Origin of the sequence: Lentzea sp. NBRC 105346 (genome assembly GCF_030269605.1) — a bacterium.
GTDB lineage: Bacteria > Actinomycetota > Actinomycetes > Mycobacteriales > Pseudonocardiaceae > Lentzea.
Genome location: NZ_BSTQ01000009.1, coordinates 147,652 through 171,568, shown reverse-complemented (window position 1 = coordinate 171,568; position 23,917 = coordinate 147,652). Strand labels below are relative to the sequence as shown.

Here is a 23,917-nt window from a genome sequence, read left to right as displayed (position 1 = left end):
AGCCGGGAGTTTCGACGCGCAGTTAATTGCGCAGGTCGAGCCGCATGCCGAAACGGTCCGCCGCGGCCAGGGGCCCGCCCCGGATCGCCGCGCAGAACTCGGCGAGCCGGTCGCGGTAGTAGAAGTGGCCGCCGGGCAACGTCCGGCGCTCGAAGTCTCCGGCAGTCCAGGGCTCCCACGCCGCGAGATGATCGTCGGTCACCCACGGATCGGCCGCCCCGCCGAGCGCGAGCAGCGGCACCGCGAGCGGGCCGTGCACGGGCCGGTACCGGGCGAGCATCAGGTAGTCGGCTCGCATGACCGGAATCAGCAGGTCGGCGACTTCACTCACGTCGGCGGGCGGTACCAGCGCGCCCGCGGCGATCTCGGCGAGCCAGTCCTCGCGGCCCATCGACAGCACCCGCTCGGGGTCGAGCCGGGTGCGGTCCGGGGCGCGAGCGGCCGAGACGACCACCCACGCCGGCGGCCGGCCCATGGCCGTCAGCAGCGAGGCGAGCTCGTAACACAGAACTCCGCCCATGCTGTGCCCGGCCAGCACCAGCGGGCCGTCGGCGTGCCGGACGATGTCGCGGGCGGCCTCCTCCGCCAGCTCGGCCAGACCGGAGGCGTGCGGCTCGGTGATGCGGGGCCCGCGGCCGGGGTACTGGACCACCAGCGCGGTATCGCCCGGCCGCAGCAGCCGGGGCGGCAGGGTGGCGAGCGAGTACGCGCTGCCGCCGGCGAACGGGGCGAGCACGAACGTCACTCCCCCGGCGTCGGCGGCGTCGCCGAAGCGCCACAACAACGGGGTGAGCCGGCTGCGGCTCACCATCGGCGTTCCACCGCGCGGACCGCGATCGCCCGGCCGTCGCCGTCGCTCCACGTGCGGCCCTGGGCCTCGGCGGCGAACTCGAGTGCCACGTCGTTGCGCCCGGTGGGGTTCAGAACGAGCTCGACGACACCGCAGCCGCGGCGTCCCGCGATCTCCACGATCCGCTGCAGCACGAGCGGCTCGACACCGCGGCCCATCACCGGGCAGGACACCGAGAACACCTCGACTCCGCAGACGCCGGAGGTGAACGTCAACGCTGCCACCGCACCCATGCCGTAGTCGCCGAACCGGTCGCGCACTCCGGCGGTGAGCAGCAGCCGGTCGTCGCGGGCGGCGAAGTCCTCGGGCACCGGGCCGAGGACGAAGTCCTTGGCCCGCGCGAGCAACTCGGTCATCTTCTCCGACACCGCGCCCGGCTCGTCGAACGTGACCGAGACGTCCAGGCCGGCCACGAAGTCCTCCAGCGACAACGTCTGCCCGGACTCCACCGGCGACACGGGCTGGGCCACGCCGTCCGGTGCGGGCCGCCGGGGCAGGGGCCGGTCGAAGACACCGGCCTCCCGCAGCTGCGCGGGCCAGGTCTCGGGCGCCGGACCGAGAAGCACCGGCCGCACCCCGTCGATCGCGCCGGCCGCGTCCGCCAGCCCGGCGTCCGCGGTCAGCAGCAGGCTCGGTCCGAGTCGCGTGCCCACCTCGGGTAACGGCCCGACGCCCAGGCGCGGCGCCAGCGGAGCCCACTCGCCCGTCAGCGCTTCCAGGAACGCGTCCTCGTCGTCCGGCACGGCGACGGCAAGACGCGCTCCGGCCTCGCCGAGCCGGAGCAACGGGTCGCGGAGCACCTCCGCGGACGGCTGCGTCAGGACGTCGCCGCCGAGCACCACAGCGCGGGGAACGCCGCCGAAGCGAACGCCCACGAGCCGGGCCACGCCCAGCCCGAGCCGCCAGAACACCTCCTCGGTGTAGGGGATGCGCGCGAACGCGAAGAGCGCCGGGTGGTGGGCACGCATGGCGCCGACGTCGCGCACCGCCTCCTCCGCATCGGCCACCAGCACGTGAGGACGGCCCGCGAGCCGATCCCGCAGTCGCTGCCTGGCCGCCGTGGCGGCCGCGGTGATCCCGTCGGTGTGCCCGGCGTCGGCCACCCCGGCCTCGTGCTGCGGCAGGGCCGGCAGCACGAACACCAGGCACGTCTCCCACCGATCCGTGGCCCGCAGCGCCGCGTCCGCGAGCCGCAGGAGTTCGCCCTCCTCCTCGCCGTCCGGCATCTCCTCCCAGCGCGGAGCGACCACGAGCACGTCGGGAGCGAGCCGGGCCATCCGCCCGCGGTCGTCGAGGCACTCGGGCAGGATCTGGTTGAACGGCCCGACGACGATCTCGGGGACCAGGCCGGCGTCCACCAGCGCCACGTGCAGGTACGGCTCGATCGGATCGATCGTGTAGGAGGCCAGCAGCCCCACGGTCAAGTCGGCCGGGGCCCCGGACAAGCCCCGGCGGCGGGTCCGCACGGCGGCGGCCGCGTCGGCCAGGGCGTCCCGCTCAGCGGTCGCCGGCATCGGCACCCACCTCCGCACCCCGCACGAACGTTGCGGGCGACTCGAGCGCCACCTTGATCGCCTTGAGGAACTCCACCGCGGTGCTGCCGTTGACGAACCGATGGTCGTAGGCGAGCCCGACGACGGCCACCGATCGCGAGGTGACGGAGCCGTCGTCGGCGAACACCGCCTCCCGGCGGGTGCCGCCCAGCGCCACCGCGCACGTCTGGCCCGGGAACACGATCGGCTGGGCGAACAGGATGTCGTCGTCGTTGTTCAGCGACAGCAGGATGTTGGCACCGTTGAGGTCCTCGGTCTGGAAGGCCTCCCGCATGGCCTTGATGCGGTAGTCCATCAGCAGGCCGGAGATCTCGTCGAGCGGCTGCTCGCCCGCCCGTTTCACCACCGGCGCGAAGAGCCCGCGTCCGACGTCGACGGTGATGGCGACGTGCGCCGCCTCGGGCAGCAACAGCGTGCCTTCGGCGGTGGGAGTGCCGTAGCAGAGTGGGAACCGCTCGTGCAGGCGGCCGAGGACGGCCACGAGCAGCTCGGGGAGCCCGATGAGCGCTCCGGTCCGCTCCGACAGCTCCCTGGCGGTGGCCAGCGCGGAGTCGACGGTGACGACGGCGGCGGTGAAGGCGGCCGGAATCTCCTGGTGGGACTGGGAAACCGCCGCGGCGACCGCGCGCTGTGCCCGGTTCGGGGTGTGCGTTTTCGCCTCGCCACCACTGGATGCCTCGATCTTGGACGCCTCGCTCAGCAGCCGGCGCACGTCGGCCTCGCGGACGACCCGGAGTCCGAGCCGCGCCAGGGCGGCCGGCTCCACGCCGTGCTGTTCGGCGAGGAGCCGCGCGGGTTCGGTGAGTGTGGGCAAGCCGACGGGAATGTCCACTGTAGACGGCTTGGTGCTGCTCTGGTTCGCCAGGAACTCCTGCCGCTCCGTCTCGGACGCGAAGAGGTGGGCGATGACGTCGCCCTGACCGCAGTCGGCCGGCGTCGCGGTGACGAGCCGCTGCAGGACACCACCGTGCTCGCAGCACAGCTCCTCGGCGGCCTTCGACGTCTCGACCACGGCCACCGGATCGCCCTCCTCCAGCCGCTGCCCGTCCTCCGCGAGCCACTCGACGAGCACGTAGGTGGTGTCGTTGTTGTTGAGCTTCGGCACCTCGATGTCGATCACACCGGGCTCCCTTCGCCACGCAGGTCCGCGAGCACGGCCTCGACGATCGTGTCGGCCTGGACCAGAATCTCTCGTTCCAAGTGGACGGCCGTCGGGATGACGCTGTCGGCCGAGTGGACCAGCCGGACGGGCCGGCGCAGCCGCCCCCACAGCCGCTCGTGCAGGACGTGCGCGACCTCCGCGCCCCAGGTCCCGCCCGCCGTGCTCTCCTCGACGACGCAGACGTGCGCGGCGTGCCGTGCCGCGTCCAGCAGCGCATCGGTCTCCACCGGGTACAGCCGGGAGGGGACCACGAGCCGGCAGCTGATCTCGTGGCGCAGCAACAGATCCCGCATGGCGGCCAGGGCGCGTTCCGCCATGCCGCCCGGCGCGATGATCAGGCAGTCCACGTCACCATGGGCCTCGGTGTACACGTGCGCCGGGGCGGTGTCGCCCGCGCCGAGGAAGCCGTAGTCGAACAGGTCGTCCACCTGGCCGTCCCCGGCCATCCGGCGCGTGTAGAGCACCTTGTCCTCGATGAACACGCACGGTTCGCCGAGCCCGAGCATGTGCGCCAGCACCGCCCGGTTGTCGTGGAACGGTGACATCTCGAACAGCGACAGTCCGGGAATCCCGATGAAGTGCTTCAGCAGGGTCTGGCTGTGCGTCGGACCGTAGCCGCGGCTGCCGCCGGACGGGCAGCGCACCACCAGGCGCATGGGGTGCGGCCGCCCGTACATGGACACGGACTTGCTGGCGAAGTTGAGCAGCTGGTCGAACGCGAGGCCGGCGAAGTCGCCGAACATGATCTCGACGATCGCCGCGTCCCCGGCCATGGCCAGCCCGGCGGCCACGCCGACGATGCCGTTCTCGCTGATCGGTGTGGTGATCACCCGGTCCGGGTTGGCCTGCGACAGCCCGCGCGTCGCCTTGAACGCGCCGCCGTACGGGTCGGCGATGTCCTCGCCGAGCACGTACAGCCGGGAGTCGGCCAGCATGCTCTCGTGCAGCGCGTGGTTGAGGTTTTCCACCACCCGCACCGGCCGCCCGTTCACGCTGTGCTCCAAACCGCCGGCTGCCGCGCGGACACCTCGTCCACCAACTGGGCGACCTGGGCCGCTGCGAGAGAGTCGGCCTCCGCGAACCCCGGCGCCTCCCGGTACACCGCGTGCCAGTCGGCCGCGCGCACCCGGCGCAGTTCCGCGTCCGTCCGGGTGTCGTCGCCCTTGCTGTGCGGCCCGAGCCGGTTCGTGACGAACTCCAGCACCAGCGGAGCGCCGTGCCGCACCTTGTCGACGAGCGGCCCCGCCACGGTCCGGATCTCGGCGGGGCTGATGCTCTCGACGCGCATGTGGGCGATGCCGAACGCGGCGGCGCGGGCGCCGATGGTGCCCGCCATGTTCGCGTCGGTGGCCGTCGACTGGGCGATGCCGTTGTGCTCGACGACGACGAGGAGCGGCAGCCGCCACAGCGCCGCCATGTTGAGCGCCTCGTAGACCGCGCCCTCACCCCAGGTGCCGTCGCCGATGTAGGTGAGCGCGAGCGCTCCCGGCTCGTGCCGCTTGAGGTGCAGGGCGACCCCGGCGGCGACCGGGAGGCTCTCCCCCTGCACGCCGGTGGACAGGTAGCGGTCGCGGAAGATGTGCTGGCTACCCCCGACACCGTTGCAGACGGCACCCTCCCGGCCCATGATCTCGGCGAGCAGGCCGGCGGGGTCGCCGAACCTGGCGATGTAGTGGCCGTGGCCGCGGTGGTTGCTGAACACGTAGTCGCGCTCGCCCAGCAGCGGTGCCAGCGCGACCGGTACGTGTTCCTGTCCCAGGCACGTGTGCGTGGTGCCGTGCAGCTCGCCCCGCGCGAACAGGTCGAGCAGGGCGAGCTCGAAGTGGCGGATCAGCAACATCGTCGCCAGGTCGGCGTCCGCCGGTGGCGAACCGCTGCCGGTGCCGTCCGGCACCGTCGCGATGGTCGTCGCCAGGTCGTTGGTCACTTGCTGGTCCTCTCCCGGTGTCTGCGGCGGGCGGGCCGGTCGATTCGGTCAGACGAGCGCGTTCTTGGCTCGCAGCGTGTCCCGGATGGCCGCGACGGAGTTCATGCCGCGGATCTCGGCCTGCGACAACGAGATGCCGAAGGTGTGCTCCAGCGTCGTGACGAGCTGGACGTGCTTGAGGCTCGTCCACATGCCGGACCTGCCCGGCCCGGAGTCGTCGTCGATCAGCGCCGGGTCGGTCTGCAGGACCTCGGCGATGAGCCGGACCAGCGGCGTGGCGTCGGACCCGGCCTCGCGGACGGACCGCGGGCGCATGTCCGTCCACACCTCCTCGATGTAGGCGAGGCACTCCTGCTTGCTCGCGGTCTTCCCGGCGTCGTGCCAGCCGGGCGGGTTCTCCTTGTGGTCCGGCCAGATTGAGTACTGCTCCTCGTCGTTCACGACCACCCGGTAGGCGGGGTCGGCCGTGGCGGCGGTGTCGGTCATGGACGGCTCCTTCAGGTCAGGTGGCGGGCGCGGCGCTGGGTGTCGCCGTGGCGGGCTCGGCTTCGTCGTCGCCGCCGTCCGGCAGCAGGCTTTCCGCGTGCCGGATGGTGGGACTGAGGAAGCCGACGAGGGCGAGGACGGCCGCGGCCGCGCCGGACAGGATGAACAGGACGGCGATCCCGGCGCCCGGTCCGGTGCCGGTGATGGGACCGAAGACCGGGGCGAGCCACCCGCCCGGCCGCATGGCGGGTTCGAGGACCCGGTCGGCGAGCACGCCCGCGGCGAGATAGGCGATGGGGCTCGCGATGTTCTCGATCATCTGGACCGCGGCGAAGATGCGCCCCTGGAGGTGGGGCGGGGTCTTCTCCTGCCAGATGCTCTGGTTGTAGCCGTCGATGAACGGAAGGGCGGCCCAGCCGAAGAACAACGCGATCGACCAGATCCAGATGCCGTCGAAGCCGAAGAGCATCCGGCCCGGAACGGCCAGGACGAGGATCGCGACGAGCATGCGGAAGATCTTGTTGTTCGTGGGCTTGAGCGAGGCCAGCCAGATCGCCGCCAGCGTCCCGCCGATCGCCCCGACGACCTGGACGATGCCCACCGCGCCGGCCGAGTCGCCGGTGCGAGCGAGGACCAGCGGCGGGAACAGCACCCAGCCGAGCGCGGACAGGAAGCTGATCGAGAGCATGATCATCAGCAGCCCGCGCAGCGGTGGCCGCCGCGCGATGTAGCGGAAGGCCGCGCCGAGGTCCCGCCGGAACCCGGCCGCTCCCGCCTTCACGCGCTCGCGGACGGGGTTGGGCGGCAGCGTCACGGCGAAGACCGCGGCGATCGCCAGCAGGAACGAGGCCGAGTCGACCGCGAGCACCGGGGCGATCCCGATCGCCGACAGCAGTGGCGCGGCGATGGCGGGGGCGGCCACGTACGGTGCCGCCCGGAGCATGGTCATCATCGCGTTCGCCCGCGTGTACCCACCCTTCTCGATCATCAGGGTGATGGCGGCGCCGTACGCGGGCGCCTGGAAGGCGAGGAACGCGCCGGTCAGGAAGTTCACCAGGTACAGGTGCCAGAGGTGCGGTTCGCCGAACAGATAGCCGGCGAGCAGCCCCAGGGTCACGATCCCCGAGCCCACGTCCGAGGCGATGATGGTGGTGCGGCGGCTCCATCGGTCGACCAGCGCCCCCGCGATCGGGGAGAAGATGACGGTCGCGCCGAAGGCGATGAACGTCAGCAGGGTCACGTTGAGGGCCGAGTGCGTGTCCTCGTAGACCTGGATGGCGATGGCGAAGTTCGTCATCCGGGTGCCAACCGTCGACAGCATCTGGCCGGACCACATCACGGTGAACCCGGCGAAACCAGAAGCGCGTTTCACAGGCGACTCATGTCCTTCCCTGGTACGAGGGCGGTCTGCTCGGCGATCGTGGGATGCGCGAAGAACTGTCTTGCGGTCATGGGGACACCGGCCTCGTTCGCTCGGTGGGCGGCCTGGATGGCGAGCATCGAATCGCCGCCGAGTGCGAAGAAGTTCTCGTTGACGCCGATCAGGTCGACGTGCAGGTCCAGCAGGTCGGCCCAGATACGCGCCAGCATCCGTTCCCGATCGTCGCGGGGTTTCTCGCCCGCCGGTTCCGCCAGGGTCAGCGGCACCGCGGGCGACCAGCCGGACGTCGCCATCGGCGGGTCCAGCTCCCAGCACCTTTCCACGGCGACCCAGGGGTCGTCACCCTCCGGCAGCAGCACAACACTCTCAGTACCGTCCACTTCGGACAGTGCGGCGGCCATGTCGCCCTCGATCAGGCGGACCCCCTCGAGGTGAGCGGGCGCCTCGGTGCCGGGCGGCACGCACACGACGAGCCGGCGGCCGTGACCGTGCTGCAGCGCGGCCAGCCGGACCAGGTCGACCGGTGACCAGCCGGTCTCCGTGGTGATCACCCATTTCACCGGGCTGACGCGGAACGCCTGGTGCAGCCGCCGCACGGCCGTCTCGCCGGCCGACGCCGGCAACGGGCCGCTCAGGACCTCGATCCCACCCAGCGCGGCGAGCTCGACGTGCAGCCGGGCGTCCAGGCGTGCCTCCAGCCGGGGCTCCAGCACGCCATCGGAGGTCGGAACCAGCACCACCAGCGGGCGGCTCGACCAGGACCGGTACGCCCGGACCGCCGCCACGACGCCGGTCACCGCGTCGTCCAGGCGGCGCACGAGCGCGCCCAGCCGTGCGGGCACCGGAGCACCGATCAGATCGGCCCAGCGCAGCACGACCACGTTGATCCCCTCGGCGGCGAAGGCGCCGGCGGGATCGAGCAACGTGCCGAACACACGGGACGTGACGGCGAGACCGGGCTTGATGTCGAAGCGCGCCAGCAGCCGCTCGGCCTCGTCGCGGATCGGCCCGGCGTCACGCGTTGTGGCGACGGCCAGCCTCGGCACGACCCGCGGCCGGACTCGGACGGGCTCCGGTAGCGGTGGCCCAGGAACGGCGGCGTCGGGCGCGTCGCTCATTCGCACGACGACCGACTCGAACCGGGCGAGCAGGTCGTCCACCACGTCCGCGCCGAGCCTGGTGGTGTCGTACTCGGCGTTCGCGGACAGCACGCCGTCCCGCCAGTGCAGGTGGAAGAACAGCTCGAACCTGGTGTCCCGCTCCGGAACATCGAGCGTCCGCACGGACACGTCCGGCAGGTCGAGGCCGGCCGACGTCTCGCCCACCACGTTGAGCGCGTGCTGGAAGACGGGATGGTGCGACGGGTCGCGCGGCGGCCGGACCACCTCGACGATGCGGCTGAACGGCACGCCCTGATGGCGTTGCGCGCTCAGCACCGTCTCGTGCACGCGGCGCAGCAGCGCCCGCGACGTCGCCGCCCCCGACACGTCCAGGCGCAGCGGCATCAGGTGGGCGAAGCGGCCGATCACGTCCTGCAGCTCCGGGCGGTCCCGGCCCGCGGACGGCACGCCGAGCACGACGTCACCCCGGCCGCTCTCCTCGCCCAGCACCAGCGCGTACGCGGTGAGCAGCACGACGAACGTGCTGACGCCGCACACCCGAGCGAGCTCCTCGACGCGTGCGCCCAGGTCGTCGCCCAGCGGCCGGGTCGCCGCACCGGCGTTGCCCGCCGAGCCCGCACGGGCACGAGCCAGTTCCAGCCGTGGCGGGGCGTCGCGGAGCCTGTCGGCCCAGTAGGCCGAGTCGGTCTCGGCAACCAGCTTGTCTCGTTCCCACACCGCGTAGTCCGCGACTTGGACAGGCAGCGGGGGCAGTGGCTCGTCCTGGCCCAGCCGGGCCCGGTAGGCCGCGGACAGGTCCGACAGGAAGAGGTGCCAGGACCCGTCGTCGCAGACGATGGGGTGGATGCCGATCAGCAGGTGGTGCCGGTCGGGTCCGGCACGCAGGAGCCGTACCCGCAGCAGCGGTCCCGTCGCCAGGTCGTACGGCTGACTCGCGAATGCCTGGATCGCTGCGGCCGGGTCGCCGGTGACGTTGTCGATCCGGACCGTGTCGAGCCGGTCGTGCACGACCAGGACCGGGCGGCCCCGCTCGGTGCCGAACGTCGTGCGCAGGACCTCGTGCCGCTGTACGACGTCGTCCACGGCCCCGCACAGCGCCGCCTCGTCGAGCGGCCCGGTCAGGGTGGCCGCGAACGTGATCGCCGCCGAGTCGAGGCCGAGCTGCGCGAGCGCCCACAGCCGCCGCTGGGTCGCGGGCGGTTCGACGGGCCGGTCGCGGGACACCGGGACGATGGCCGGACCACCGGGCTCCGGGGCGGCATCGTCGCCCGCGGCACGCGCCACGTCGATCGCGTGGGCCATCGCCGTGATCACGGGGTCGGCGTAGAAGTCGTGGAACGGCACGGTGACGCCGAATTCCCGGTGCACCAGGGAAAGCATCCTGGTGGCCAGCAGCGAGTGCCCGCCCAGCGCGAAGAAGCTGCTGCGCGCGCCGACCTCGGCGCCGCCGAGCTGATCCGCCCACAGCGCCGCCAGCCGCTGCTCCGTTTCCGTGCGCGGCGGGACGTGCTCCTGCTCGACGACGGTGGGCTCCGCGGGCCGCCGCGCCGCCTTCATGATCTGCGCGGCGGTGGCGAGTTCGGTCGCGGTGTGGTCCGCGCGTTGCGGCCCCGGCGGCACCACGCGCCACGCGGCGTGCATCCGCCGCACGGCGAGCGTTCCCACTGCGGCGAAGAACTCGTCGGTGAACGGGACGTGCCCGAACGCATCGGCGGCGGCGTCGGCGACCTCCGTGACACCCAGCCCGGCGGCAAACTCCGCGGGCCAGGTCACCTCCACGCCGGGCACACCGGCCAGGCCCATGGCCAGCCTCTCGTCGGCGGCCGCGGCGTCTTCCTCCGACGGGCACACCATGATCAGCAACGGCGCGCTCGTCCGGGAGCGGAAGGCGGCGACGCCCGCGAGCAGGTCGTCGGCCACGCCGTCGAGGAAGTCCGCGGAGGAGTCGCCGGACCTGCGGCGGGACCAGTCGTCCCAGCGCAGGAGGACGATCTGTCCGTCGTTCGCGTCACCGGCGAGGAGCTGCTGGAGGACCTGGCCGTAGGGCGCGAACCGCACGTCACACGGGACGCGGGAGTAGCCGGACCAGAACCGCATCGCCTCGCCCATCGGCTCGGCCGTGAACGACGCCGCCACCCCGACCGTGCGACGGCGGACCAATTCGGCGATCGGCCGGTCCGGGTCGTCCGCGAGTCCGGTCAGCACGGTTGCCAGCCCGTCGGCGACGTGCCGGGCCGTCTCGTCCAGGTAGAGGTCGGTGCTGTACCTGAGGACACCGGTCAGCCCGGCGGCCGTGCGGCGCAGCGTCAGGAACATGTCGAAGTCGGTGGTGCCCGTGTCGACGTGCTCCGGCGTGAACGTGACGCCGCCCGCCTCGCGCGGGTCCTCCGCGCCGATCTCGCTGACGCTGAGCATGATCTGGAACAGCGGGTTGTACGCGAGCCGCCGGGCGGGCGCGAGCTCCTGCACGAGCCGGGCGAACGGCACGTCCTGGTGCGCCGCCGCGGTGGCGGCCGACCGCTGGACCCGGCGCATCAGCTCGGCGCCCGACGGACCACCGGACAGATCGACCCGCGTCACCAGCGTGTCGGCGAAGCAGCCGACGATCGGCTCGAGTTCCGTGCGCCGCCTGCGCGCGACCGGCGTGCCGAACAGCACGTCGTCCTGACCGGTGGCCTGGTGGATCAGTGCCGCGAAGGCCGCGGTGGCGACGTTGTTGAGGGTGACCCCGGCCCGCCGGGCCGTCGCCACCAGGCGGTCGGTCACCTCGGCGGCGAGTGCGAACTCCGTCTGGGCGCCCCGCCCGCTCTGCACGGGTGGGCGGGGCCGGTCCTCCGGGACGGTCGACAGGGCCGGGGCGCCGGCCAACCGCTCGCGCCAGTGGGCGAGCTGCGCCGCGAGCCGTTCGTCGGCGGCCGCCTCCCGTTCCGCCGCGGCGTGATCGGCGAAGCGCAGGCGGAGCTCGGGCAGTTCGGCGTCTCCGCCGGTGCGGCGGGCGTAGCAGGCGACCAGGTCGCCCAGGAAGACCTCGGTGGACCAGCCGTCGATGACGATGTGGTGGGCACAGACCAGCAGCAGGTGTTCTTGCGGGCCGAGCTCGAACAACGTCACGGCCACCGGAGGGGCGGCGGTCAGGTCGAACTCCGGCCGGGCCCGCTCGGCGATCTCCGGTGCCTCCGCGGTGATCACCGGCAGGGGCGGCACGAACTCGTCGAGAACGAGCTGGCGCGGGCCGTCCGGTGTCTCCCGGAACACCGTGCGCAGCGCCGACTGACGAGCGAAGACGTCCCCGATCGCCGCGTGCAGGACGGTCTGGTCCAGTGGGCCGGTCATTCGGACCGCGAACGCGACCGGCACCGATCGGCCCGGCGCGAGCCGGTCGGCCAGCCACAGCCGCTCCTGCGCGGGCGACAGGGGTAACAGCTCGTCCGCTGGTGCCGCGCTCCGCTGGGCCAGCCTGGCCTGGAGCAGCCTGCGCTGCTGCGGAGTGAGCTTGTCCAGCAGCTCGCCGAGATCCCGGCTCATCGGACCGGCCGCCCTTCGAGATCGGTGAGCGACGCCAACACCAGATCGGCCATGCGAGCGGCCCGCCCGTCGCCGGCGAGGTCCGGCCGCACCCGGACCATCAGCTCCCGTTCCTTCGCGAGTGGCCGCCGCGCGACCGTGACGGTCATCGGGAAGTCGTTGCGGTCGGAGTACCAGAACTCCAGCGGCCGGACGTGCCGGAGGCCGGCGAGCGAGTCGTAGGCGTGGAAGTCGGCGTAGTTGAACAGGACGTCGAACGGCGCCGAGCCGAGGGCGCCGCGCAGGGTGGCCACGGGGAACCTGCGCCAGGGCGCGAGCTCGCGTTCCGCGGCCCAGGCCGAGGTGATCACGTCGGGCCAGCCGCCGCTGGTGTCGACGCGCAGCGGCACGCTGTTGACGAACATGCCGATCAGGCGTTCCGCGCCGTCCGTCTCGGGGCGGCCGTTGACGGTCAGGCCGGTCACGACGTCGGCGGAGCCGGTGAGGGTGGCCAGCGCCCGCAGGTGCGCGGCGAGGAAGACGCTCTTGACGGGCACACCCAGCCGCGTGGCCGCGTCCTGCGCACCGCGCCATACCTCCGGCTCGATCAGGCGCCGGACGTCGACATCGGGATCGGCCGGCCCGTCGAAGGCGGACGTCGCCGGCGCCGGACCGCGTCCCCGCAGCATCGTCGTGAAGAACTCGGCGGCACGCGGGTCGGTCGCCGTCCGCTGTTCGAGTGCCACGAAGTCGCGGTAGGAGCCCGCGCTCTCGTGCTCGCCGCGCTCTCCCGCCAACCGGAGGTCGTAGGCGCGCACGACGTCGGTGAGGAAGACCGCGAGGCTCCATCCGTCCAGCACCGCGTGATGCACGGACAGCGCCAGAGTCCACGTGCCGTCGCCGTGGTCCAGCGCGTGACACCTGGCCAGCGGAGGCTCGGTGAGGTCGAACCACTCGTGCCACTGCGCCGTCCACCAGTCCCGGACCGACGCGTGCCCGTCCGGTGCCTCGAGCACCGTGAGCGGGAGCGGTGCCTCCTTGTGGATCCGCAGGACCGGTCCGTCCTCGTGCAGCAGGTCGAACGAGGCGCGCAGCAGGTCGTGCCGGGCCGAGACGGCGTTCAGCGCGTCGTCGAGTGCGACGGGGTCGAGCGGTCCGGAGAGGCGGACGGTGCTCAGGTCGTGGTAGAGGGTCGGGTCGTCGCGGATCTCGTACTCGTAGATGATCCCGGTCTGCAGCGTCGCGGCCGGGTAGGCGTCGGCCAGGCCCTCCGTGCCGTCGGTCAGGCGGTCCAGCGCGTCGCCTGCCGCATCTTCGACGGTGCGAACGGACGCCACCAGCTCGGCGACTGTGGGATGGGCGAAGAGGTCCGCGACCGTCATCGGCAGGGCGGCGGCACGGGCGGCCGCCACGACCTGGACGGCGAGCATGGAGTCGCCGCCCAGCACGAAAAAGTCGTCGTCCTCGGTGACCCGCTCGACGCCGAGCACGTCCGCCCAGATGCCGCACAACGTGGCGGAGGCGGACGCGTCCGGCCTCACCACCGCGGGCCGCCGCACCTCCGGGGCCGGGAGCGCGGCACGGTCGAGCTTGCCGTTCACCGTGAGCGGCAGCTCGTCGAGAACGACCAGCACCGCGGGCACCATGTGCGCGGGCAGCCGCTCGGCGAGCCGTCCGCGCAGTGCGGCGACGTCCGGTTCCGCGCCCGGTGCCGGGACGACGTAGCCGACGAGCCGTTCCACGTTCCCGTCTGCGCGCACCACCACAGCCGCCGAACGGACCTCGGGCTCGGCGAGCAGCGTCGCCTCGATCTCCCCCGGCTCGATCCGGAAGCCGCGCAGCTGCACCTGTTGGTCGGCGCGCCCGCAGAACACGAGCTCGCCGTCCGGGCGCAGGATCGCGAGGTCCCCGGTCCGGTACATCCGGCCGCCGGTGAAGGGGTCGGGCAGGAAGCGCTCCGCGGTGAGACCGGGCCGTCCGAGGTAGCCGCGGGAGACGCCCGCGCCGCTCACGTACAGCTCGCCCCGCACGCCGACCGGGACCGGTTCGAGGTCTGCGTCGAGCAATGCCAGCCCGAGGTCGGCGAGCGGGCCGCCGATGGGGCTACCTGCCGCCTCGGCGTCCGCTGCCACAACGGGCCGCAGTGTCACGTGGACGGTCGTCTCGGTGATCCCGTACATGTTGATCAGCCGCGGGGACTCCTCGCCGTAATGGGCGAACCAGTCGCGCAGCACCGCGGGTTCGAGCGCCTCCCCGCCGAACACGACGAGGCGCAGGTCCGTCGCCGGATGGCCGCGATCGGCGGCGACCGCGGCGAGCTGCCGGAACGCCGACGGCGTCTGGCTGAGCACGGTGACGCGCTCGGTGCGCAGCAGCTCCCAGAACGCCTCGGGATCCCGGCTCACGGGGTAGGAGACGATCACGACCCGGCCGCCGTGCAGCAGCGCTCCCCACAGCTCCCACACGGAGAAGTCGAAGGCGAAGGAGTGGAACAGCGACCAGGTGTCCTCGGGCCCGAACCCGAAGTCCCCGGCGGTGACGGCGAACAGCCGGGTCACGTTCGCGTGCGTCACCACCACGCCCTTCGGGCGCCCGGTCGAGCCGGAGGTGTAGATGACGTAGGCGGTGTGCTCCGGACGCGCGTCGCTGTCCGGCGGCGTGCCGGGCGCGGTGGTGTCGTACGCGTCGGCGATGTCGACGAGCTCGGCCCCCACGGCCAGATCTGCGCGTCCCACGACCATGCGGCAGCCGGAGTCCTCGATGGTCAGCGCGAGCCGGGCCGGCGGGTAGGCGGGGTCGAGCGGCACGTAGCCGGCGCCCGCCTTCAGCACGGCCAGTGCCGCGACGGCCAGGTCCGCCCCGCGGTCGAGGCAGATCCCGACGAGCGTCTCCGGTCGGGCGCCGCGGGCACGCAGCCGGTGCGCCAGCCGGTTGGACGCCAGGTCCAGTTCGCGGTAGGTGAGGCTGGTCCGGTCGTCGCTGACGGCCACCCGGTCCGGGGTGCGGGCGGCCTGGGCGGCGAAGAGCTCGTGCAGGCAACCGCCCGTGCCGGCCTTTTTGGGCGGGATCACGCTGTGTTCGGCCTCGGTGGTGAACCGCAGGACGCCCAGCTGTTCGCCGGGGGCGGCGACGGCCGCGTCCAGGAGCCGCGTGTACCAGTCCAGGAGTCGCCGGACGGTGGCGGGCTCGAAGAGGTCGGCGCTGTACTCCGCGGTGATCCGCGTTCCCTGGGGCAGCTCGTCGAGTTCGAGCGTGAGGTCGAACTTCGCGGTGCCGTTGTCGAGCGCGACCGGCTCGACGGCGAGTCCCGGCAGCGCGGCCCGCGGCCGCAGCGGTCCCTGGTAGGCGAACGCCACCTGCGCGATCGGCTGCCGGGACAGGTCGCGGTCGGGCGCGACCCGTGCCACGACGGCGTCGAGCGGCACGTACTGATGCTCGTGGGCGTCCATCGTGCGGTCCCTGGCCTGTCCGAGCAGCGAGCGGAAGGTCTGCCGGGCGTCCGGGCGCAGGCGGAGCAGCACGGTGTTGGTGAAGAAGCCGATCACGTCCTCGGTGTCCGGGCTCGGCCGCCCGGCCGTCGGCGCGGCCACCACCATGTCGTCCCCCGCGCCGACGCCGCGCAGGAGCGCGCCGAAGGCCGCCAGGTACACCGCGAACGGGGTGGCGTTCTCGGCGGCGGCGAGCGCGGCGACGGCGGCCGTCTGGTCCGCGGTCAGCGTCGTGGCCACCCGGCCGCCCCGGTGGGTCTGGACCGGCGGCCGGGGCCGGTCGGCAGGCAGTTCGATGGCGGTGGGAGCGTCACGGAGCTGCTCGCTCCAGTACGCGAGGCCGGGTTCCAGCGCGCCGGACCGGGCCAGCGCGTCGTGCCAGCGCGCGAAGTCGGCGTAGCGCAGCGCGGGCGGACTCGGGTCCCGCCCCGCCCCGGTCTCCCGCGCGTACAGCAGGGCCAGGTCGCGGTCGAAGACGTTCTGCGACCACCCGTCGGTGACCAGGTGGTGCAGGACGACGACCATCAGGTGATCGTCCGGCGCGAGCTCGTAGAGGGTGGCCCGCATCAGCGGCGCACGAGCGAGGTCGAAGGGCGACGCGGCCTCGGTCGCGGCCTGGGCCAGGACTTCCTCGGCCGGACGCCCGGTCGCGTCGACCACTTTCAGCGGAGCACTGACCTCGGCGGTCTCGGACGCGACCAGGGCGCCGTCGACCAGCTCGAAGGCCGTCCGCAGCGCGTCGTGACGGGCGACGAGTGCGGCGAGCGCCCTCTCGAGTGCGGCCGGGTCCAGTGGTCCACGCAGCCGCAACGCGTTCGGCACGGTGTAGGCCGGACCGGCGGCGGGGTTCAGGTGGGACAGGAACCAGAGCCTGCGCTGTCCCGGCGATGGGACGGTGGGCTCGTTCGACGGCGTGACCTCGGGGATCGACGCTCGTCCGTCGACCCCGGAGCGGATCAGGGCGGCGAGACCGCCCAGTGACTCGCTCTCGAGGAACTCCCGCAGGGTCGGCCGGGCGCCGAGGTCGGCGGCGATCCTGGTGAGCACGCCGGCGGCCTGCAGGGAGCTGCCGCCCAGCCGGGTGAAGCCGTCGGCCCGGCCCACGGGCCGCACGCCGAGCACGTCCTCCCAGATGGCGGCGATGGCGCGTTCGAGGTCGTCCGCCGGGTCCTCGAAGGGCACGCCGTCCGGCCTGGGGTCGAGCTCCAGCGCGCGCAGCACCGCGCGATCGACCTTGCCGCCGTGCGTCTGCATGGGCAGCGCCGCGAGCGGCACGAACAGGCTCGGAACCATCGTCGGCGGCAAGACGGCGGCGGCCTCGCGCCGCAGTCGCGCGGCCGACAGTTCGGTACCGCAGACGAACGCGACCAGCCGGGCGTCAGCGCCCTCGCCGCGGGCGACCACGGCGCACTGGCGCACGCCGGGCAGAGTGGAGATCACCCGCTCCACCTCGGCGGGTTCGATCCGGACGCCGCGGATCTTCACCTGGTCGTCGGTCCGGCCGACGAACTCGAGCTGCCCGTCGGGCAACACGCGCGCGAGGTCGCCCGTCCGGTAGAGCCGCGCACCCGGTTGCTCGGCAAAGGGATGCGGGCCGAAGCGCTCGGCGGTCATCGCCGGCTGGCCGAGGTAGCCGCGGCTCACCGTCGGGCCGCCCAGGTACAGCTCACCCACGGCTCCCGGCGTGACCGGCCAGAGGTCGGCGTCGAGGACGTACGCCTCGACACCGGGGAGCGGATGGCCGATCGGCGGCGGCCGGTCCGGCCACCGCCGATCGCTCGTGGTGACGATCAGCGTCGTCTCGGTGGGGCCGTAGGCGACGTGGAAGGCCCGGTCCCGTTCCCAGCGCTCGACGACGTCCGCGGGGACCACCTCGCCGCCGATCACCAAGGCGCGCAGGTCGGGCAACTCCGCGTCCGGCAGCACCGCGAGCACCGAGGGCGGCAGGAACGCCGTCGTGACGCACTCCCGTTCGAGCAGCCGGGCCAGTCCCGGGCCGATCAGGTCGGCTCCCGCCGGCGGAAGCACCACCGCACCGCCGTTGGTCAACGGCCCGAAGATCTCCCCGACGGTCGCGTCGAACGTGATCCCGGCGAACTGCAGGGTCCGTGTCCCCGGACCGAAGTCGACCCGGCTGCCGATCCCGGCGAGGAAGGCGGTCACGCACCGGTGCTCGACCATGACGCCCTTCGGCCGCCCGGTCGAGCCGGAGGTGTACATGACGTAGGCCAGGTCGCCCGGATGTGCGGTGGCCGGGAGATCGCCGCGCGGGGAGGGCTCGTCCACCAGCACCGCGGGGCAGGCGTCGGCGGGCAGCCGGTCGGCGAGATCGGACCGGGTCACCACGAGGCCGGCGCCGGCGTCGTCGAGCAGGACACCGAGCCGGCGGGGCGGATACGCCGGTTCCAGACCGATGTAGGCGGCACCCGACTTCAGCACCGCGAACAGCGCGACGACGAGCTCGGGCGAGCGGTCGAGCAGCACACCGACGTAACCGCCGCGGCGGGCACCGCGCTCACGCAGCCGCACCGCGAGGCGGGACGCCGCCTCGTCGAGCTCGGCGTAGGTGAGCGCGGTGTCGCCGCGGAGGACCGCGACGGCGTCCGGTGTCGCGGCGGCCTGGCGTTCGAACAGGCCGTGGACGGTGTCCGGGCCGTTCGGGTCGTGGGCGCTGGTCATGGCTGGCTGGTCCACCTCCCCGCGGCCCAGCCGTGGACCGCACGACCCACCTTCGCCTCGGGCTCTGGCGCGCCGCTGACTGCCCGCTGGTCCGCCGTCGAACCCCTCCACTCGGGGTCTGAAAGTCACGCGGGAGCCCCGCGATGCATGTCACGCATCGCGGGGCTCCCGCGTGACCGAAACGGATGCAGGTCGCAGCGAACGTGACGGATGGGGACGTAGTTGTCCCTGAACGCCACGTTCACTCCGCTGCACACCTGAATCCGCGCCCCGGCCGGCGACCACCTGACGCCCCCGGCACGGCCCGTCGCGCCAAGACGATCAACCGCCGAACCCCTCACGCCCCATCGGCCAAACCACCAGCCGGCAACCACCTGACATCCCCCGGCTCGGCCTCCAGCTCGGCCGCGACGAGCCGGACGAGCGTCGGCATCCGGTACGACCCGTCATGCCGCGCCAGCAGCAGATGCACATCGGCCAGCGTGTTGAGAGCGGCGCGCACCCGAGGAATCGTCAGCCCCGTGTGTGCGGCGAGCACGGGCGCAGCCACCCCGGTGGTGTCGACGTGCGGCCACTCCCCGAGCGTCCGGAACATCCTTCGCGCGTCCGGCGACAACAGCCGGTCGTACCCCGCCCGGATGCGGGCCCGCAGGGTCAGCCCGCCGAAGGCGAGCTCCTCCAGGCGCTGCTGCTCGTCGGCGAGCTGATCGGCCACGGCCTTGAGCGGGAGTTCCGGCCGGGCGGCCAGTCGCGCCGCGACGATGCGGATCGCGAGCGGCAGGTTCTCGCACAGGTGGACGACGGTCCGCGCGGCCATGAGCTCCGCGTCGACCCGGTCCGGCCCGGCCGTGCGGCGCAACAGCTCCAGCGCCTCCTCGTCGTCCGGGACGTGCAGGGTGAGGTGCGCGGAGTCGTCGATCATGGTGAGGGCGCGCGTCCCCGTCACCAGCGCGGCGGAGGCGCCGGCTCCCGGCAGGAGCGGGCTGACGTGGCCGATGGCGGCCGCGCCGTCCACGACGACGAGCACTCGCCGGGTCGCGAGCGCGGACCGGAACAGCGCGGCCGCCTCCTCGCCGCAGCGGGGCAGCGTGGTGACGCCCAGCATCGGCAGCCAGCGCCGGAGGATCTCCGCCGGCTCCGGCGTGGTGTCGTCGGCTCCGTGCAGGTTGGCGTACAGCTGGCCGTCGGGAAATCGTGCGGCGAGCCGGTGGGCCGCGTGCACCGCGAGGGTGGTCTTGCCGACCCCAGCCGGACCGTTGATCATTCCGATCCGCCCCGGCCCGTCCGCGGAGAACCAGTCGCAGACCTCCGCCAGCTCGCTCCGGCGACCCACGAACGTCGAGGTGTCCCGGGGCAGCTCGGCGGCCAGCCGGACCGGTCCCCCGCCGGTATGCGGGGGAACGGAAGTCGTTCCCCCGGACCAGAACGCGTCTCCCATCCGGCCCACGGGCCGCCCGGAGAGGATGTCGCGGTGCAGGTGCCGCAGCTGGGGCCCCGGCTCGATGCCCAGGTCCTCCCGCAACCGGGCACGGGCGCGCCCGTACGCCGCCAGCGCGTCGGCCTGGCGCCCGGTGCCGCAGAGCGCCACCATCAGCAGCGCCCACAGCCGTTCGCGGTACGGATGGACGGCGACCAAGGTCTCCAGCCGGGGCACCATCGTCGCCTGCCGCCCCAGCGCGAGCGCCGCCTCGGCGGCGTCCTCCGCGACCCCGATGCGCAGATCCTCCAGGCGCTGGACGTCGCCCTGGAGGGACGCGGCGGTCACGTCGGCGAGGGCGGGCCCACGCCACAGGTCCAGCGCCGCCTGCAGGGCGGCTGATCCCTCCTCCGCCCGCCCGGCCTTGATCGCCGCGCGCCCGCTCGCCGTCAGCTCCTCGAAGCGGTGCAGGTCGAGCGCGCCCTCGGGCAGCATCATCCGGTAGCCACCCGCCTCGGTCACCAGCGCGGTGTCCGAGTCGAACCGCAACACCTTGCGCAGCCGGTAAACGTAGGCCTGCAGGGTGTTCTTGGCCGTCACGGGCGGAACCCCGCCCCAGACCTGGTCCTCCAGTTCGTGCACGGGCACGGTCTGGCCCGCCCGCAGCAGCAGGACGGCCAGCACGGTCCGCTGCTTGTCCGCGTCGATCTCGATCAGCCGGTCGCCGTCCCATACCTGGAGGCAACCGAGGATTCGGAACTCCACCTTGCTCCCCCATGCCCGCTCGATCAGTGGACGCCCGTGTACTCGGTGACGAAGGCGGCGAACCGTTCGATGCCCTCGACGGCCCGCTCCCGCGTCAGGTAGCTCCACGCCAGGCGGATGACGTTCTCGCCGCCGCCGCTGGGGTGGAAGTAGCGCATGGGCGTCCAGATCACCCCGTACTGTTCGGCGGAGACGGCCAGCGCCGCTTCGTCGGCGGCGAACGGCACGTTCACCGCTAGGAAGAACCCGCCCGTGGGCCGGTTCCACGAGACGCCGTGCTCCGCCTGCCCGTCCTCCGGGAACAGCCGGTTCAGCGTGTCCAGCACCGCGATGAGGTTGGCATCGTAGGCCGCCGCCGCCACTTCATTCCGTGCCCGCAGACCGAAGTCCGACTCCAGCAGCAGCCCACCCACCACGGCCTGACTCAGGCTCGGGGTGTTGACGGTGAGCATGCTCTTGAGCTTGGCGATCTCGTCGGCCAGGCGGGTGCGCTCGCCACCGGCGTCCACGACCTCCTGGTCTGCCACCAGATAACCGAGCCGGGCGCCGGGAAAGGCGGACTTGGCGAACGATCCTATGTGGACAACGCAGCGCGCCGGGTCGAGTGCCTTCAACGGCGGAAGCGGCGGGGCGGAGCCGACCATCCGGTACGGGCTGTCCTCCAGGATGAGGACGCCGTCCCGGGCGGCGGCCTCCAGCAACTCGTGCCGTGCCCGCAGAGGCACGGTGCTGCCGGACGGGTTGGAATAGTCGGGCACGAGGTAGAACGCGCGCGGCCGGTTCCCCTTGGCGCGGACCTCCGCCACCGCGTGCTCGAAAGCCGCCGCGGTCAGCCCATCGGGCCCCTCGGGGACCTCGGCCATGGCGATGTCGAGCATGCGGGCCGCGCCGGTTATCCCTACGTAGCAAGGGCTCGCGACCAGCAGCACGTCGCGCGGCGAGGCGAACAACGCCCGCAGCGCGAGGAACATCGCCTCCTGCGCGCCGACCGTGACCACGATGTCGGCGGGATCGGCGGTGACGCCGTCGTCGGCCAGCGTCCGGGACACCAGGTCCCGGATGTGCCCGGCGGTCGCGCCGTACTGGAACAGCGTGGTGCGGATCTGTTCCCCGGACCGGCCGAGGCCCGTCAGATGGTCGATGTAGCCGCGCAGCCATCGGAAGATCTGCTCGGTCTGGAAGAAGTCCTCCAGGGGCCGGCCCGGCGCGAACGAGATCGCGCCGGGATGGCGCGTGGTGATCTCGTTGAGGAAGTTCATCGTGTCCATCACCGGCGCGGACACGCTGGAATGCAGTCCCTGCTTGGCCAGCAGCCCTCCGCCGGGGTCGGCCGGGCCCTCCACCGCCGGGGCGGCGACGGCGGGCGCCGCGCCGCCGAACAGCAGCGAGGCGTCCACATCGGACGGACTCCGCCGGCCCGTCTGCAGCAGCACGTCGGTGAGCTCGTCGGCGAGGATGCCGAGGACGCCCGCGGCGCCCTCCTCCCCGGCGGCGGCCAGCCCGTACAGGACCGGCCGCCCGACCAGCACGGCGTCCGCGCCGCGCGCGAGGGCGGCCGCGACATCACGTCCCCGCCGCACCCCGCCGTCCAGGAGGACCGGACAGCGCCCGCCGAGGGCGTCGGCGACGGCGGGCAGCGCGTCGAGCGTGGCGGGCGCCGCGTCCAGCTGGCGGCCGCCGTGGTTGGACACGATGACGCCGTCGGCACCCACCCCGGCCGCGTGCAGTGCGTCGTCGGGCGTGAGGATTCCCTTGAGCAGCAAGGGCAGTGGGCTGATCGCCCGCAACCAGTCCACAACGGACCAGTCCAGCGCCGGGTCGAGCTCCGAGCGCGCGTGGACGTCGGTCGACGAGTACGCGGCGGAGGCGGGCAGATTCACCGGCCGCACGTGCTCGGGCAGCCGGAAGGCGTTGCGGACGTCGCGGAGCCGCCGGCCCAGCCGCGGAACGTCCACGGTGAGCACCAGCCCGGTGAAGCCCGCGGCGGCGGCGCGCTCGACCAGCTCACGCGTCAGCCCGCGGTCGCGGAAGCAGTACAGCTGCAGCCACAGCGGGCCGGCGGCCGCCGCAGCGAGCTCCTCGAACGTGCGGCCAGCGAAGGTGCTGACCACGACCGGGACTCCGAAGCGCCCGGCCGCCCGGACCGTCGCCACCTCTCCTTCGGGATGGACCATCGTGTGATGAGCCATCGGAGCGACGGCGATCGGCATCGCCCACGACTGGTCGAGCAGGCGGATCGAGAGATCGACCTTGTCCACTCCGGACAGCACCCGCGGTGCGAACCGCACCGCGTCGAAGGCCGCCGTGTTGGCGGCGACCGCCCGCTCGTCGCCCGCGCCTCCGCGGATGAAGTCCCAGATCCCCGGATCGAGCGCGGCGCGGGCCAGTTCCTCGTAGTCGTCCAGATTCAACGGAGGCGTGTCGCCGTGCTCAGACGGCATCGGCACCGTCCTCGCGGCTCTGTTCCCGCTCGACCGCCTCGTAGAGGCCCTTGATGTTGCCGCTGCCGAAGGTGCGCGCGCCGCGCCGCTCGATCAGCTCCAGGAACAGGGTCCTGCGGGCGTACGGGGACCGGGTGAAGATCTGCAGCAGCAGGCCCCACTCGTCGCGGTCGGCGAGGATGCCCCGCGCGCGCAGGTCGTCGAGCTCGGCGCCGAGCTCCCCGACCCGGTCCTCCACCAGGTCGTAGTAGGCGGCGGGCGTCTTGAGGAACTCGACGCCCTGAGCGCCGATGCGCCGCACGCCCTCCCTGATGTCCCCGGTCTCGAAGGCCACGTGCTGAACGCCGGCTCCGCCGTGGGACAGCAGGAAAGTGTCGATCTGGCCGGGCTCGTGCGACGCGTCGGGCTCCAGGATGGTGAGTGTGATGCCACTGGACGGGTGGCGCACCACCTTCGAGGACATGGCCTGCTCGCCCACCTCGATGAACTCCGAGAAGACCTCGTCGAAGCCGAACGCCTCCTGGTACCGGCTCACCGTCTTGTCCAGCTCACCGGTCGGGACGCACACCGCGAAGTGGTCGATGGCCCTGAGCAGCTCACCGTCCGAAGGCGCGCCGAGCGCTCCGTCGATGGGCGAAAGAGTGGGATGTGGCAACGGTGTACCCGCTTCCACGAGCGTGTGCACGACGTCGCCGAAGCCGCGAACCGTTGCGCTCACGACAGTGCAGCCGGTGCCGGTGCGGGCCGACGGCTCCATGATCGGGTCGGCGCCGCGTTCGACCGCGGCGCGAAACGCTTGTGCCACATCGGGTACCGCGATGGCGATGTCGGCGACGCCATCGCCGTGCGCGGCCACGTAGCGGGCGACCGGGTCGGCCGCGTTTGTCGTCGATGTCAGCATGAGGCGGATGTCGCCCTGCGCCAGCAGCACCGTGTAGGGCTGCCGGGCCGCGGGCGACTCCGCGATCGGACGGAAGCCGAAAGCCTTGCGGTAGAAGTAGGCCGCCTGACAGGCGTCCCCGACATAGAGATGGACATGGCTAAGACGCGATCGATCCACGATTGCTCCCCAGTGCACCCCAGGTGGCCCCGTTCGGGCCCCTCGAAGCCATCCAAACACCGGGGTCTTTACGGCACGCTGAA

12 protein-coding genes are annotated in these 23,917 nt (G+C 72.8%); all 12 read right to left on the bottom strand.

Going from position 1 to position 23,917, the window contains the following annotated elements:
• Positions 1-22: 22 nt before the first annotated feature.
• Positions 23-811, bottom strand: a complete 789-nt coding sequence (locus tag QSK35_RS20630) for a thioesterase II family protein (RefSeq protein WP_285748570.1) — start codon at positions 809-811, stop codon at positions 23-25.
• Complete coding sequence (locus tag QSK35_RS20625) at positions 805-2,364, bottom strand: hypothetical protein (RefSeq protein ID WP_285748568.1); 1,560 nt, start codon at positions 2,362-2,364, stop codon at positions 805-807. The genes QSK35_RS20630 and QSK35_RS20625 overlap by 7 nt, the downstream gene beginning before the upstream one ends.
• Positions 2,348-3,523: a 2-oxo acid dehydrogenase subunit E2 gene (locus QSK35_RS20620; RefSeq protein ID WP_285748566.1), complete on the bottom strand. Its 1,176-nt coding sequence runs from the start codon at positions 3,521-3,523 to the stop codon at positions 2,348-2,350. The genes QSK35_RS20625 and QSK35_RS20620 overlap by 17 nt, the downstream gene beginning before the upstream one ends.
• Complete coding sequence (locus tag QSK35_RS20615; protein ID WP_285748564.1) at positions 3,520-4,557, bottom strand: alpha-ketoacid dehydrogenase subunit beta; 1,038 nt, start codon at positions 4,555-4,557, stop codon at positions 3,520-3,522. The genes QSK35_RS20620 and QSK35_RS20615 overlap by 4 nt, the downstream gene beginning before the upstream one ends.
• A complete protein-coding gene (locus QSK35_RS20610) occupies positions 4,554-5,492 on the bottom strand; it encodes a thiamine pyrophosphate-dependent dehydrogenase E1 component subunit alpha (RefSeq protein ID WP_285748562.1) in 939 nt (312 codons plus the stop codon). Before QSK35_RS20610 ends, QSK35_RS20615 begins: the two co-directional genes overlap by 4 nt.
• 48 nt (positions 5,493-5,540) lie before the next feature.
• Complete coding sequence (locus QSK35_RS42875; RefSeq protein ID WP_502881689.1) at positions 5,541-5,978, bottom strand: MbtH family NRPS accessory protein; 438 nt, start codon at positions 5,976-5,978, stop codon at positions 5,541-5,543.
• Between the two features lie 16 nt (positions 5,979-5,994).
• Positions 5,995-7,350, bottom strand: coding sequence for an MFS transporter (locus QSK35_RS20600; protein ID WP_285748560.1), 1,356 nt, complete (start codon positions 7,348-7,350; stop codon positions 5,995-5,997).
• The gene (locus tag QSK35_RS20595; protein WP_285748558.1) at positions 7,347-12,005 is read right to left on the bottom strand and encodes a condensation domain-containing protein; all 4,659 of its coding nucleotides are present in this window, start codon (positions 12,003-12,005) and stop codon (positions 7,347-7,349) included. Before QSK35_RS20595 ends, QSK35_RS20600 begins: the two co-directional genes overlap by 4 nt.
• Positions 12,002-18,151 carry a non-ribosomal peptide synthetase gene (locus QSK35_RS20590; RefSeq protein ID WP_285748556.1) on the bottom strand — a complete coding sequence of 2,050 codons (6,150 nt, stop codon included), beginning with the start codon at positions 18,149-18,151 and terminating at the stop codon, positions 12,002-12,004. Before QSK35_RS20590 ends, QSK35_RS20595 begins: the two co-directional genes overlap by 4 nt.
• 337 nt (positions 18,152-18,488) lie before the next feature.
• Entirely contained in the window at positions 18,489-20,333 is a 1,845-nt protein-coding gene (locus QSK35_RS20585) for an AfsR/SARP family transcriptional regulator (RefSeq protein ID WP_285748554.1), read from the bottom strand.
• 23 nt (positions 20,334-20,356) lie between these two features.
• Positions 20,357-22,774 (bottom strand): aminotransferase class I/II-fold pyridoxal phosphate-dependent enzyme, encoded by a 2,418-nt coding sequence (locus QSK35_RS20580; RefSeq protein WP_285748552.1) that lies wholly within the window; start codon positions 22,772-22,774, stop codon positions 20,357-20,359.
• Entirely contained in the window at positions 22,764-23,834 is a 1,071-nt protein-coding gene (gene hppD, locus QSK35_RS20575; RefSeq protein WP_285748550.1) for a 4-hydroxyphenylpyruvate dioxygenase, read from the bottom strand. Before hppD ends, QSK35_RS20580 begins: the two co-directional genes overlap by 11 nt.
• Positions 23,835-23,917 lie beyond the last annotated feature (83 nt).

What these genes read in the sequence shown, in the direction of transcription:
- QSK35_RS20580 (WP_285748552.1), bottom strand. Translation starts at nt 22,774, where the DNA reads ATGCCGTCTGAGCACGGCGACACGCCTCCGTTGAATCTGGACGACTAC.
- QSK35_RS20625 (WP_285748568.1), bottom strand. Translation starts at nt 2,364, where the DNA reads ATGCCGGCGACCGCTGAGCGGGACGCCCTGGCCGACGCGGCCGCCGCC.
- QSK35_RS20630 (WP_285748570.1), bottom strand. Translation starts at nt 811, where the DNA reads ATGGTGAGCCGCAGCCGGCTCACCCCGTTGTTGTGGCGCTTCGGCGAC.
- QSK35_RS20590 (WP_285748556.1), bottom strand. Translation starts at nt 18,151, where the DNA reads ATGACCAGCGCCCACGACCCGAACGGCCCGGACACCGTCCACGGCCTG.
- QSK35_RS20595 (WP_285748558.1), bottom strand. Translation starts at nt 12,005, where the DNA reads ATGAGCCGGGATCTCGGCGAGCTGCTGGACAAGCTCACTCCGCAGCAG.
- QSK35_RS42875 (WP_502881689.1), bottom strand. Translation starts at nt 5,978, where the DNA reads ATGACCGACACCGCCGCCACGGCCGACCCCGCCTACCGGGTGGTCGTG.